Raw genomic sequence first — 14,053 nt, 5'->3', positions numbered from 1 at the left:
CGCTCAGCCCGGCCCGGGAGTGCGGCAGGCGGGCTGCTCTCCACCCTATCGGCGTAGGCCCGCGGGCGAAACGGGCGCGAGCCACCCGCCCGCACCCCTTCACCTAGCCGGTCTTCTCCGGCGTCCCGGTCCGCGCCCGCGGCCGGATGATCATCTTGGTCGCGAGCCGCAGTCCCTGACGCGCGTTGAGGTGCGGCAGGTAGGCGCGCCCGACGGCGTTCGCGATGCGCGGCAGCGCGGCCGAGTCCGGGTAGGCCATGAACATCGGCCGGTACACGGGCTGGAACTTCGCCTTGAACGCGAACAGCGACCGGAACCCGTACACCGGCTCCAGCACCTGCCCGGTCAGGTCCAGGACGCGCTGCACCGCGCGCGGGCGCTCACCGCGGTCCAGCCGGGCGAGCGGCGCTCCCGACAGGCTCAGGAACCGCGCCCCCTCGGCCTGGAAGCCCCTGGCCGCCGAGGCGATCAGGAACTCCGTCGAACCGCGGAACCCGTGCGTGCGACGGCGCATGAAGTCGAGCGTCCACCCGACCACCTCGCCGTCCGCGTACACCGGCAGCCAGCTCGTGATGCCGTGCACGGTGCGGTCGCCGTCCACGGCCAGCAGGCAGCGGACACCGTCGCCGGTCAGCTCGTCGAGCCCGCCCAGCGTGAAGCCCATCTCCGGCAGGCCCTTGTCGGCCACCCACTCCGCCGAGATCGACCGGATCTGGTCGGTGATCGCGAACGGCGCGTCGGCGTACGAGCACCACTCGGCGGTGACACCGGCCTTCTCGGCCTTGTTCAACGCCGTGCGCACGTCCTGCCACTTCTTGCCGGTGAAGCTCAGCTCGCCCAGCTCGATCACGGTGTCCTCGGCGACCTGCACCGCGGACCACCCCAGGCTCTCGACCACCTCCTTCGTCTCGGTTCCCACGCTGTACAGGCACGGTGTCCACCCGTTGCGCGCGCAGAACTCGGCGAACCCGCGCACGGCGTCGGCCCGCGCCGGACCGATCGGGTCGCCGACCGTCAGCGCGATCGTCGCCACCACCCGGTAGGCGACCGCCGTGCCGCCGTCGGGCGTGAACCAGTACTGGTTGCCACGCCACGTCGTCATGTACGACAACGACGAACCGCCGTGGCGCCGCACCAGTTCGCGGGCGCGCTTCGCCTCCTCCTCGCACGGTGACGGCCACGACCGCCACGACGCCATCAGCAGACCCGCGAGCACGATCAGCCAGAACACCACGCCCGTGTACTCGAACAGCAGTGTCGCGGCGAACCCGTCCGCGGCGAAGTGCAACGGCACCAGCCCGAGGTAGCCCGGCGGCAGGAACCGCGTGGGCAGGTCCGCGAGCAGCTGCGCGAAGCCCGGCTCCGGCAGGAGCTGATCACGGATCAGGTACCCGCCGAAGACGTACAGCGCCGACAGCGACGCGACGCTGCCCGCCGTGAACCGCCAGAACCTCCTGACGGCACGCCGGGGCAGCCGCACGGCGAAGTGCCCGCGCGTCACCACCAGCACGACCGTGATCGCGAGCGGCGCCAGCATCGGGACGCCGAACGAGAACGCGGCCTCGGCCGCACCGGCGTCCGGGAGCTGGACGGCCTCCACGACGTACCACCCGATGAACGCGGTGTACGCCACGTTGCACACCAGCGCCGACCACCACGCGAACTGGCGGCCGCGTCGCAACCCTTCCGCCAGCACGAGCAGCAGCAACGCCGGCAGCAGCGACATCACGAGCGCGGGGAACCGGCCGTACGACAGCTGGATCGCCATCGTCCGGCAGAGCTCCACGAGCCCCGCGTCGCAGACCTCGCCCACGTACTCCGGTGACGGCTGTGCGACCGCCACCACGTCCGCGAACCAGGACAGCGGGCCGTTCGGGTACGGCGACATCATCGCCACGACCGGCCCGAGCGCCGACGCCGCGAGCAGCAGCGCCACCAGCACCCTGGTGTCCTGGAACGACCGGGTCCTCCGCGCCGGTCCGGTGCGCAGAACCACAGCTCCGACCAGCAACCCGGCCACGCCACCGGACAGTCGGAGCACATCTTCGAGCCAACCCGAGTACAGGGTAAGCACCAGCACCGACAAGATCGTCATCAGCCGGACGCGGCGCCTCCAGGCCGGTGGCATCCGGAACGTCAGCGCGAGCACGAGGCCCACCCCGCCGATCGACGGCCCGGCCGCGACCTCGTCCATCAGCGACTCGAGCCACGACCAGTGCGCGTCGTGCCCGAGCAGCACCAGGCCGAGCCCCAGGTACGAGCCGATCACGTGCGAGGACAGGAAGATCGCGGCGGTCCGCGCCGCACCGAAGGCGTGTTCGGCCTGCGGGCCGAAGACCAGCAGCAGCACCGTGGTCGCCACGTAACCGACCAGGTCCATCGACCACAGCGCGGAGGTGAACACCGTCCACACCGGACTCCCGATGCCGAGCCCGACCTTCGCCGACAGGACGGGATCCGGCCCGCCGATCGTCCCGGTCAGCGCCCCCGCCGTCCAGTAGACGATCAGGAAGGTGCAGGTCAGCGGAGCGCCGCGGAACAGCCGGCCGATCATCTGGCCAGCCCTGTTCGCGCCGCGAGCCACGGCAGCGACCCGAAGAGGCCCTCCCGTGCCATGTTCCAGTCGTGGCCGTTCGGCAGTTCTTTCCACAGCACGTCCATTCCGGCCTTGCGGCACGCCTCGTAGACCTCGGCGTCCGCGTGGCGGTACTGGGCGTCGTCGCGACCCGCGACCACGACGCCCGCCGTCTGCGGGAACCGCTGGCGCGCGAGGATGTCCCTGGGGTTGCTGCGGGTGAACGCGGCCTCGTCGCCGTCGAACACCGTCTTGACAGTGTCCTGCCGTGTGCTGAGCGTCGGTTCGCCTTGTGGTGCGAGGGCGATGAAGTTGCCGTACACGTCCGGCGCGCGCACGGCCAGCTGCACGGCACAGGTGCCGCCTTGCGAGAAACCCGCGACCGTCCACGCCTCGCGGCGTTCGTCGACCGTCAGCCTCTGCTTGATCCACGCGGGCACGTCGCGTGCCAGGTACGTCTCCGAACGGCCCAGCTTCGAGTCCACGCACAGCGGGTTCGCCGTCGGGCCGCCGAGCTGGTCGGCCACCACGACGATCGGTGCGAGCCCGTTGTGCGCCCGTGCGAACGCGTCGAGGTTGTCCACGATGCGGCCGCCGTCGAACCAGTCCCGCGGACTACCCGGCTGGCCCGCCATCAGCACGATGACGGGCAGGCGAGGGCGCGGCGTCGCGGCGTAGGCGGGCGGCAGGTACACCCACGCCGGACGTGCCGGGAACCCGCCGGGAATGGCCGCCTCGGAGACCGTGCCCTGTTCGGGCAGGTTCGCGGGCCTCGTCCAGACGTCGGCGAGCCGCCCGCCCACCGGCACCTCGACCACGGTGGCCGGCGGGGGAGCGGCCTGGTCGAGGTCGATCTTGGTGTCGCGGAAGACGTCGAGCACCGCCCGGGCGGTGGGGTACTGCCCGAAGTGCGCGTTCACCGCGACCCCCGCGCTCGTCACGACGCCTGCGGCCAGGACCACGCCGAACGCCCGGCCGTACCACCGCCCGGAGCGCAGCCGCAGTGCCGCGAGCGTGAGTGCCATCAGCACCGCGCCCAGCCACACGACGAGGATGGCCGGCATCGGTTCCGGCCACGGCCTCCACACGTGGTCGATCACGAACGTCAGACCGGTCGTGACGACCAGGCACGCCAGGACGACGACCGGCAGCACGCGGACCTGCCAGGAGCGGCCCCTGCGCGCCGCGAGGTACACCACGGCGAGCACGGCCGCGACGGTGGCGATCCAGGGGATCGGGCCGTTCGTCAGGGACAGGTCCAACGGGCTGGGCATACCCGCAATGCTTCAGGAGTTCTTCAGGTTCCCGCATCGGCGCTTCGTACCGGTTCTGCGGCGCGAACATCAGACCTCAGGCTGACAACCCATCAGCCTGATGGTGCGTCCCGCCATGCTTCGGTCAGCACCCGCAGGGCGTCGGGATGCCCGGCGATCTCCGCGGCGCGGGACAAACCGGACTCCGGCATTCCCAAGTCCCGCAACGAGGTCGCCGCGCCGAACCGCCTGGCCGTGTCGTGGATCGGCGTGGCCAGGTCCGCGGGTGCCGTGTGAGAGAGCAACGCCGTGTGCGTCGCGGCATGCGGCAATGCGAACGTACCGCCCAAAACGTGCGCGAGTTTGTGGTGCAGTCCCATGGGGACGGACGCCAGGCACATCCCCGCGAGCCAGGCCGACGACAGCAGTTCGCCGCGGGCTTCCACCGTGGTCGGATCGTCGCTCAAAGCGTGCAGCACACCCTCGATCGCTTTGGTGGCGATGGAGTCGACCAACGGGTTCTCGTTGCCACGCGCCGCGACGGCGTGCGCGAGAGCGTTGAACGCGCTTGTCACCGTGACGTCGAGTGGTAGACCCAGCGTCATGTCGACGTCGTAGATCACGGTGTTCGGCTGGATCGCGGGGTCGCGTCGGGTCTTCTTCAGCCCTGACGCCGTCTCTCCGAGCACCGGTGTGACCTCGGAGCCCGCGTACGTGGTCGGAATGATGATCTGCGGCACGCCTGAGCGCACCGACAGCGCCTTCGACAATCCGGTGCTCGAACCGCCGCCAACCGAGACGACGCAGTCCGCACCGTGTTCACGCAACGACGCGAGCGCGCGCTCCGTGACCTCGACGGGCGTGTGCATCGCCGCTCCGGTGAACCGGGCGGAGAGCAACGCGCCGAGGTGCGTCGCGACCTCGTCGCCGCCGTGCCGTGCGATCAGGAACACCTTGGTCGCACCGAGGCGTTCGGCTTCCTCGCGCACGGAGGCGATCGTGCCCCGGCCGAAGACGACGCGCGTGCGGCCTGGTTCGAAGGTGAAGCTCACGGGGGACGAATATTCGCCACGACGTGTAGCCGGCGCAACCGAGCGGATCGAGACTTTTGGCTCTGACGAGTGACTGCGTCACTCCTTAGCGTGAAACTTCATGAAGCGAGTTCGTGTTGTAGCGGCGTTAGCAGGTGCCCTGACCCTGACGCCGATCCCTGCCACAGCGGCGACACCCGCGTTCACCCTGTCCGGCGGCGTGTCCGCCCCGATCCACTCGATGGCCGACGCCGTGCGCGAGACCGTCTACGTCGACTCCGGCATCGACCTCGACGGCGACGGCACCCGCGACCGGGTGGCCGCCGACGTCATCCGGCCCGCCACCACGGCACCCGTGCCCGTGATCATGGACGCCAGCCCCTACTACCAAAGCGCGGGACGCGGCAACGAGAGCGAGGTCAAGACCTACGACTCGGCCGGCGTCCCGGTGAAGTTCCCCTTGTTCTACGACAACTACTTCGTGCCGCGCGGCTACGCGGTCGTGCTCGTCGACTTCCTCGGCACGAACCGGTCGCGCGGCTGTGTCGACGTCGGCGGCCAGTCCGAGATCGCGTCCGGCACCGCGGTGATCGACTGGCTCAACGGCCGTCGCACCGGCTACACCACCCTCACCGGCAGCGCCACCAGGTCCGCCTCGTGGTCGACCGGGGCCGTGGGCATGATCGGCAAGTCGTGGGACGGCTCCATCGCCAACGGCGTGGCGGCCACCGGGATCGACGGCCTCAAGACGATCGTGCCGATCGCGGCGATCAGTTCCTGGTACGACTGGTTCCGCTCCGACGGCGTCGCCTACAACAGCTACAGCTCGCCGACCGGGCTCGGATCGCAGTTCGAGAACTCCAACGCGCGGTCACGGTGCGCTGCCGTGCGCACGCAGATGACGAACGGCTCTCCGTCCAACGGCGACTACACGGCCATGTGGCAGGCACGTGACTTCGTGCGTGACGCCTCACGCGTGAAGGCATCGGTGTTCGCCATCCACGGGCAGAACGACCTCAACGTGAAGACGTTGCAGTTCGGCCAGTTCTGGGACGCGTTGCCCGCGTCGGTGCCGAAGAAGCTCTGGTACTCGCAGACGGCGCACGTCGACCCGTTCGACTTCCGCCGTGCCGAGTGGGTCAGGACGCTGCACCGGTGGTTCGACCGCTGGTTGCTGAACGTGCAGAACGGCATCGAGAACGAACCTCAGGTGTCGGCAGAGCGTGCTCCCGACCAGTGGCAGGACACGCAGACATGGCCACCCGCCGGGACCGTGAGCACCGTGCTGCGTCCTTCTTCTTCGGGGCTGGGCACGGCAGTCGGCACCGGCACGGCGTCGTTCACGGACACGGGCAGCGGCACGCCGTCCTCGTGGCTCTCCGGTTCGAACACCGGCCGGGTCATCTACTCGACCGCGCCGCTCACGTCCGACCTGCGCGTCGCGGGCACGTCGTCGATCACGCTGGGGGTGTCGTCGTCCACTCCGACCGCGCACCTGGCGGCATATCTGATCGACTACGGACCGGCGCGGGTGCGGACGGGTGAGGGCATCCGGACCCTGACCACGGAGTCGTGCTGGGGTGAGAGCCGCACCGGTGACGACGCCTGTTATCGCGACACCGCGACGACAGCGGGCGACGTCGACGCGCAGGTCATCGCGCGCGGCTGGGCGGATCTCGCGAACTACGAGTCCCGGTCCGTCACGCGCACGATCACGCCAGGAACCATGTATCGCACCACGTTCCGACTGTCCACAACGGACCACGTGGTCCCGGCGGGCCACCGGCTCGCTCTGCTGATCGGCGGCACCGACTCGAGCGTCGTCGTCCGCCCCGGTCAGCTGCCCCGTCTGACCGTCGACCTGGCGAGCACGTCGGTGCGGGTCCCGCTGCTGGGCGCCGTTCCCGCCGCGTCACCCGCTCCGCTCGTCGCCACGAACGTTTCCGCAGGTACGAGGGGCGCGTTGGGCTAGCGAACCGGACTGTCGGTGCTGCTCGCTAGCATCGGCGGCATGGCTTCAACCGACGGTGTCGACCTTGGAGACGCGCTGCAGGTCCTGCAGCGCGTCTTCGGGTACCCCGAGTTCCGCGGCGACCAGGCCGACATCGTCGAGCACGTGATCGCGGGCGGCGACGCGCTCGTGCTCATGCCGACAGGCGGCGGCAAGTCCCTGTGCTACCAGGTCCCCGCCCTGGTGCGGCCCGGCACCGGCGTGGTGGTCTCCCCGCTCATCGCGCTGATGCAGGACCAGGTGGACGCGCTGCGCGCCCTCGGCGTGCGCGCGGGCTTCCTGAACTCCTCGCTGTCGTGGGACGAGCGGCGGATGGTCGAGGCCGAGTTCGTCAACGGCCAGCTCGACCTGCTCTACCTGGCGCCGGAGCGCCTCACCTCCGAGGCCACGCTGAAGCTGCTCGACCAGGGCGAGATCGCGCTGTTCGCGATCGACGAGGCGCACTGCGTCTCCCAGTGGGGCCACGACTTCCGGCCCGACTACCTCTCGCTCACGCAGCTGCACGAGCGCTGGCCGAAGGTGCCGCGCATCGCGCTCACCGCCACCGCGACGGACGCGACCCGCAAGGAGATCCTGACCAGGCTCGACCTCTCCGAGGGCCGCCAGTTCGTCTCCAGCTTCGACCGCCCGAACATCCAGTACCGCATCGTGCCGAAGAAGGAGCCGAAGAAGCAGCTCCTCGACCTGCTGCGCGGCGAGCACAGCGGCGACGCGGGCATCGTCTACTGCCTGTCCCGCGCCTCGGTGGAGAAGACGGCGGAGTTCCTGGTGGCCAACGGCATCCCGGCCCTGCCGTACCACGCGGGCCTCGACGCGTCGGTCCGCCAGCGCAACCAGGCCCGCTTCCTGCGCGAGGACGGCCTGGTCATGGTCGCCACGATCGCCTTCGGCATGGGCATCGACAAGCCGGACGTCCGGTTCGTCGCCCACCTCGACCTGCCGAAGTCCGTCGAGGGCTACTACCAGGAGACGGGCCGCGCGGGCCGCGACGGCCTGCCGTCCACCGCCTGGCTCGCCTACGGCCTGAACGACGTGGTGCAGCAGCGCAAGATGATCGAGTCCTCGGAGGGCGACCTGGCGTTCCGCCGCCGGTCGCAGATGCACCTCGACGCGATGCTCTCGCTCTGCGAGACCGTCTCGTGCCGCCGCACCGTGCTCCTCGACTACTTCGGCCAGAGCGGCGTCCCGTGCGGCAACTGCGACACGTGCCTGACGCCGCCCGAGTCGTGGGACGGCACGGTCGCGGCCCAGAAGCTGCTCTCCACGGTCTGGCGCCTGCGCAACGAGCGCGGCCAGAAGTTCGGCGCGGGCCAGGCCATCGACATCCTGCTGGGCCGCAAGACCGCGAAGGTCATCCAGTTCGACCACGACCAGCTCAGCACGTTCGGCCTGGGCACCGACCTGAACGAGAGCGAGTGGCGCGGCGTCGTCCGCCAGCTGCTGGCGCAGGGCCTCCTGGCGGTGGAGGGCGAGTACTCGACCCTGGTCCTCACCGAGGCGAGCGCCGAGGTCCTGGGCCGCAAACGCGAGGTCCGGATGCGCAAGGACCCGGCCCCGACCCGCTCGACCACCCGCACAGCCGCGGCCGCACCCGCCGCCGCGAAGCAGAAGATCGACCTGCCCGCCGAAGCCGCACCGCTCTTCGAGGCACTCCGCGAATGGCGCGCCCAGCAGGCCCGCGAGCAGGGCGTCCCGGCCTACGTGATCTTCCACGACGCCACACTGAAATCGATCGCCGCCTCCCGCCCCGACTCGCTCTCCGCCCTCGGCGGCGTGAGCGGCGTGGGCCAGGCGAAGCTCACCAAGTACGGCGAGCAGATCCTCGAGGTGGTGGCCGCCGGTCCGGCCCCCACCACTCCCGCCGCCACTGCGGCCCCCACCCCGAAGCCCAAGCAGAAGACCACCACCCCGGGCGCCGCGGCCTGGGGCGCGAGCGCCGACGCCGACGAGTGGCCCGAACCGGAAGAACCCGACGAGCCGATGGACTGGTGACCCCGCGCTCGGTGCTTTGGTGAAAGAGCGGGCCCGCGCTGGCTTGACGGACCAGCGCTGGCTTGACGGACCCGCGCAGGCTCGGTGAGCCGGTGACCGCACCAAGCCGGCGCCAGCCGCCAAGCCTGCCCTACCCCATCGCCGTCCGGACGCTCCGTGCCGTTCGAACCCGGACGGCTCCTTCGCGCCGTTCGAGCACGGTCTTCCCCGCCTGACCAGCCCTGCGGCCGAGAGGCCGGGACGGTTCACCTGCGGGTGGCCCTGACCAGGGCGGTCGGGTCGCACGCGGCCAGGTGGTCGCGCAGTGCCACGTGGACGAAGCGGTAGTCGCCGTCGACGCGGGTGAGCAGCAGCCGGTCCTGGGCGAGGTGCAACAAAGCCTTGCGGCGGAAGGACAACTCGCCCAGCACCAGCGGCCGCGTGATGCCTTCCGCGGCCACTTCGGCGAGCGCGTCGAACGGCCACACGTAGTCGCGGGCGGCGGTCGGCGTCACCAGCAGCCCCAGCACCACGCCCAGGGCGGTGCCCCAGGAACCGAGCATGCCGAGGCCGCCCAGCAGACCGGCGAAGCCGAGGACGGGGACGACGGGCTGCACCCACCACGGGCGGCCCAGCCGCATGCGTTTCTGCTGCGCCGGGCGCACGGTGCTCCACACACGTCCCACGGCCGCGGCGAAGATGCCGCCCGCCACACCCGCGGAGAAGCCCATGCCCATGCCCGCTATCACCACGTACGGGCCGGTCCAGATCATCGCGATCCCCGGTGCGGCGGCGATGAGCACGGCCCACGGGATGGGCGCGTCACCGGGAACGATGCCCAGCGCCAGGAAGAACGACGCCACCACGACGAACACGTAGGCCACGGCATACGGCCACGGGGCACCGATCTCGCCGAGCCACAGTCCCGCGAGGCCCACCACGAACCCGGCGAGCAAGCCCGCGAGGAACGCGAGTGCGGCGGTGATGATCCCGTGTGCGCGGCCGGGCGGGTGGAAGACGTTCGGCAGCTTGTTCACCAGCACGAGCAACGCCGAAGACGCGACGACGAACGCCAGTGCGGGCCACAAGCCGAGGCGCACGCCGGTCACGAACGCCACGGCGCACACCCCACCGGTGAAAGCGGCGGGTACGGCCCGGACGAACAGCAACCACAACGGGCGGGTCGGCAGCAGCGGGAGCCACGTGCGCCGGTGCGGCAGGTGGACCGGGGCGCCGAGGTCCGGTCTGCCGAGCCGGGCGAGGAACTTCAGCGCGCGGATCGCCGGTCCCGCGCCGCGTTGTCCGGAGAGCCGTTCCACCACGAAGGAGCCGACCAGGTCGGTGCCGATCGTGTCGACCTGCTTGTCCAGGTGGGTCAGCGCCAGGAGGTTCAGGGCGAGCGGCGAGTCGAGGCGGTCCCAGATCTCCGGGGTGAGGGCAGCTTCCAGGCCGTCGAGGCGAGGACTGACCGAGGCGATGTACTCGAGGACCTGACCGCGTGACAACGGCTCGACGTGCACCGTCGGCAGGTTCTCGATGGGACCGGTCGAGCAGACCACCGAGGCGAACGGCGCCAGCTCGGACTCGCAGAGCGCCCGGTCGACGCGCGGCACCTCGTCGAGTCCGTCGATGAGCACGGTGACCCGTGAGCGGCGCAGCCAGATCGTGCCTGCCGAGCGGCTGATGCCGTAGCGGCGGTTCATCTCGCGCAACAACCACGCTGTGAACTCCGTGGGCTTGCGCGTGCCGTACGCACGCCAGGTCGCCAGGTCCACGACGACGGGAATCGGTGCTTCAGGGTCGTTGCGGGCCCGTTCCACGAGCACCAGGCACAGCTCGCGCAGCAACGTCGAACGGCCGCTGCCGACCGGGCCGGCCAGGACCATGGTCCGGCCGAGGCGGTCGTAGACGGCTTCCAGGTTCGTGTGGGAGAGAGCCTCCCCGTCGACCCGGACCGCGAGCTTGGGCTGGCGCAGCAGACCCAGCTTGATCTGCGTCTGCGCGGCCAGCGAGGAGGCGAGCAACGCCTTCGTCCGGGCCTCGACGCGGTCCAGGGCGGCGACGCGGTTGCTGGTCTCCTGCCCTCGGAGGCGTTCCCACACCGCGAGGCCGGCCGCGACGAGCACCATGGCGCCGACGGCGGGCCACAGCCACCTGCCGAAGTCGCCGAAGAACTCCGGCACGGTCCCGCCGGTGCTCACGCTGATGGCAGCCGGGAGCAGCAGGACGACGGTGACCAGGCACAACGCGGCCAGCGCCGTCAGGCGCGCCGCTCTTGTCACGCCGCTCGGATCCACCTTCACCTCCGCGATCCCGGCGAACGACGGTAACCGTGTCGCCGGGATCGCGGAAGTGAATCAGGGACGCGGGCGCGGTCCGGACCTGTGCCATCCGGTCAGGCGTAACTCACAGGCGACCCACTCGCCTGCGCAGCCTCACGCGCCCACCTCGTGCGTCCCGTGTGGCTACTGCTGCTGGCCGCCGAAGTTCCGCAGACCTTCCTTGAGCTTGTCCTCACCCTTGTCGATGTGCTCGCTGTGCTTGTTGCCGGTCTTGTCGTCCGCGAACTGGCCCGCGCGTTCGACGCCCTGGTCCACCTTGTCGCCGTGCTCGCCGACCAGGTCCTTCGCCTTGTTCTTCAGCTCATCGAATCCCATGAGTGCATTACCTCCCTATGGAGTTCGGTTACCCGCTCCCGAAGCCGGTATTCGTCACTGGATCGGGTGAAGCGCGGCCACCGGGCTGAGACGTGCCGCGCGACGGGCGGGCAGCAGCCCCGCACCTGCTGTGAGTGCGGCCAGGACGAGCACCACCGCGGCTACCGGAACGACGGGGACCTGGAGCGGCCACTCGACGCCCAGGGAAAGGACGGCGAGCCACGCGTAGGGGATGCCGATCGCCAGGCCGAGCATCGCGCCGATGACCCCGTACAGACCGGCTTCGGCCGTGACCAGACGGCGGAGCTCCCCGCGCGTCAAACCGATCGCACGCAACAGACCGGACTCACGAGTCCGTTCGAGCACCGACAACGCCGTGGTCGACGCTACACCCACCACGGCGATCAAAACGGTGAGGAACAGCAGTCCCAGCGCGATCGCCACCAATGTGGTGAACCAGTTCTCCTTGGCCAGCCTGTGTTCCGCGAGCGGGTCCACCTCGAACCCCGCCGGCACGCGGTCCCGCGGCCCGTTCGCGAGCGCCCCGGCCGGTTCACCCTCCACATCGGACGGGTGCAGCAGCGCGCTGCCGAGCGGGATGCCGCCGAACACGGTCGCCGCGACCGTCATCCGCACGCCGCCGACGTCGACCTGGGACCCCGCCGCCACGCCGAGCCGGTCGGCCGCGATGACCGACAGGACGATCCGGCGTGGCCCCATGTCCGAGAGCGACCCGGTGTCCACGTGGAAGTCAGGAAGACCGCGGAGCCGGGTCATGTCGAGGTCCGTGGCGTTCATGGTGAGCTCTCCGCCGACGGTGATCTCGGTGCGGCGGTACGGCAGGACGTCGGTCAGCCCCGCCGCCCGCAGCGCGTCCGCGTCCACCGGCCCGATGATCTCCAGGTCGGCGGGGTAGGCGCTCGCCATCTCCGCCCGTCCCAGGCTCTGCAGGGTGGCGGCTCCCGTCAGCGTCGCGATGACGAGGCTGACGCCCAGCGCCACCACCGCCGTGACGGACGCGGCCCGCCGTGGTGCGCCGCCGATCCCGCTCACCGCCAGCGTGCCGATCGTGCTGCGCCGCAGTGCCAGACCGGTCAGCCGGAGCACGGGCGAGATCAGCGCCGGTCCGAGCGTGATCAACACGCCGAACGCCAGCGTGCCGCTGATCGTCGTGCGCAGCAGCAGGTGTTCGGTCAGGCCGCCCGGCCGTTGTGGCGTAGCGAGGCCCTCGGTGGCGACTCCGGCCAGCAGCGCGACCGAGCCGGCCGCCAGCAGGACACCGAGCGCCCACCGCGTCGCACCGATCCGGCCCTTCGCGTCCTGCACGGCCGACGTCCGCAGCGCCTCCAGCGGTGACACCGTGGCCGCCGACCACGCCGGTGCCAGCACGGCGAGCACCGTGAGCAGGGACGATCCCACCACCACGAGCACCGCGGGGAGGGCGGGGAACCCCGGCGCGACGAGGCCCGCGAGCGGCACGAGCTGTCCCGCGCCCGCCGCCAGCACCACTCCGGCGACCGAGGCGAGCAGGCCGGTCAGCACCCCTTCGGCGACCAGGCCGCATACCAGGCGTGCCCGCGTGGCACCGATCGCGCGCAACAACGCGAGCTCGCGCATCCGTTGCGCGAACACGATCCGGAACGTCGAGGTGGAGACCAGCGCCGCCACGACCATGGCGACCGTGACGAACGCTCCGAGCAGCGCGAACACCTCCGCCAGCTGGGACGCGCGGACGTCGAGCGACAGCGCGGCGACGTCCCGGGCGAGCACCGTCGCGTAGGCGAAGAACGCCGCGATCATGATCGACAGGACGGGCAGGAACCTCCTCACGCGGCGACCGCCTCGACGACGCGCCCGTCGGCCATCCGCACGACGACGTCCGCGTGGGAGGCGGCACGGTCGTCGTGCGTGACCATCACGATGGTCTGGCCGAACTCGCGCACGGCCTGCCGCAGCAGGCCCAGCACGTCCGCCGACGCCCGCGAGTCGAGGTTGCCGGTCGGTTCGTCGGCGAAGACGACCTCGGGACGCGTGACCAGCGCACGGGCCAGCGCCACACGTTGCTGCTGCCCGCCGGACAGCTCCGACGGCCGGTGCGAGAGCCGCGACGACAGCCCGAGCACCTCCACCAGCCGCTCGAACCAGACCCGGTCCACCTTCCGGTCCGCGAGCGTCACCGGCAGCAGGACGTTCTGCTCCGCGCTCAGCGTCGGCAGCAGGTTGAACGCCTGGAACACGAACCCGATGCGGTCGCGCCGGACCCTCGTCAGGGCCGTGTCGGACAGCCTCGTGAGGTCCGTTCCGCGCAGCAGCGCCGCGCCGGACGTGGCGGTGTCGAGGCCGGCCAGGCAGTGCATGAGCGTCGACTTGCCCGAGCCCGACGGCCCCATGATCGCGCTGAACGCGGCGGGCCGGAACCCGACGGTCACCCCGTCGAGCGCACGGACCGCGGTGGCGCCGGAGCCGTAGACCTTCACCAGGTCGGTCGCGGCGGAAGCGAAGTTGTTCACGGGGCGAGCGTGGACGAGGGGGAGGGGCGGGCACCTCCGTCGCGA

At 70.9% G+C, this 14,053-nt stretch carries 9 protein-coding genes; 2 read left to right on the top strand and 7 right to left on the bottom strand.

Annotated features, from left to right (window positions below; translation table 11 throughout):
• Window positions 1-103: 103 nt before the first annotated feature.
• The 3 genes from BLT23_RS29175 to BLT23_RS29165 form a co-directional block, all read right to left on the bottom strand.
• A complete protein-coding gene (locus tag BLT23_RS29175) occupies window positions 104-2,554 on the bottom strand; it encodes a rhomboid family intramembrane serine protease (protein WP_143036084.1) in 2,451 nt (816 codons plus the stop codon).
• Window positions 2,551-3,849, bottom strand: coding sequence for an alpha/beta hydrolase (locus tag BLT23_RS29170; protein ID WP_090054640.1), 1,299 nt, complete (start codon window positions 3,847-3,849; stop codon window positions 2,551-2,553). The genes BLT23_RS29175 and BLT23_RS29170 overlap by 4 nt, the downstream gene beginning before the upstream one ends.
• Window positions 3,850-3,941: 92 nt before the next feature.
• On the bottom strand, window positions 3,942-4,880 hold the full coding sequence (locus BLT23_RS29165) for a maleylacetate reductase (RefSeq protein WP_090054637.1): 939 nt from the start codon (window positions 4,878-4,880) through the stop codon (window positions 3,942-3,944).
• A 100-nt stretch (window positions 4,881-4,980) separates the two neighbouring features.
• On the opposite strand from BLT23_RS29165, the gene BLT23_RS29160 reads away from it, so the two are divergent.
• Both BLT23_RS29160 and recQ read left to right on the top strand, forming a co-directional pair.
• The gene (locus BLT23_RS29160) at window positions 4,981-6,831 is read left to right on the top strand and encodes a Xaa-Pro dipeptidyl-peptidase (RefSeq protein WP_090054634.1); all 1,851 of its coding nucleotides are present in this window, start codon (window positions 4,981-4,983) and stop codon (window positions 6,829-6,831) included.
• A 39-nt stretch (window positions 6,832-6,870) separates the two neighbouring features.
• Entirely contained in the window at window positions 6,871-8,862 is a 1,992-nt protein-coding gene (recQ, locus tag BLT23_RS29155; protein ID WP_090054834.1) for a DNA helicase RecQ, read from the top strand.
• A gap of 245 nt (window positions 8,863-9,107) precedes the next feature.
• Here recQ and BLT23_RS29150 read toward each other — a convergent pair whose 3' ends face one another.
• The 4 genes from BLT23_RS29150 to BLT23_RS29135 form a co-directional block, all read right to left on the bottom strand.
• A complete protein-coding gene (locus tag BLT23_RS29150; protein ID WP_143036083.1) occupies window positions 9,108-11,123 on the bottom strand; it encodes an NACHT domain-containing protein in 2,016 nt (671 codons plus the stop codon).
• A 183-nt stretch (window positions 11,124-11,306) separates the two neighbouring features.
• On the bottom strand, window positions 11,307-11,498 hold the full coding sequence (locus BLT23_RS29145; RefSeq protein WP_090054629.1) for an antitoxin: 192 nt from the start codon (window positions 11,496-11,498) through the stop codon (window positions 11,307-11,309).
• A gap of 54 nt (window positions 11,499-11,552) precedes the next feature.
• Window positions 11,553-13,328 (bottom strand): FtsX-like permease family protein, encoded by a 1,776-nt coding sequence (locus BLT23_RS29140; RefSeq protein WP_090054627.1) that lies wholly within the window; start codon window positions 13,326-13,328, stop codon window positions 11,553-11,555.
• Window positions 13,325-14,008 (bottom strand): ABC transporter ATP-binding protein, encoded by a 684-nt coding sequence (locus BLT23_RS29135; RefSeq protein WP_090054624.1) that lies wholly within the window; start codon window positions 14,006-14,008, stop codon window positions 13,325-13,327. The genes BLT23_RS29140 and BLT23_RS29135 overlap by 4 nt, the downstream gene beginning before the upstream one ends.
• Window positions 14,009-14,053: the final 45 nt, after the last annotated feature.

It is taken from the genome of Lentzea fradiae (assembly GCF_900100955.1).
Lineage (GTDB): Bacteria > Actinomycetota > Actinomycetes > Mycobacteriales > Pseudonocardiaceae > Lentzea > Lentzea fradiae.
Note: the sequence above shows the minus strand (reverse complement) of the source record. Positions and strands in the feature narration are given on the sequence as shown.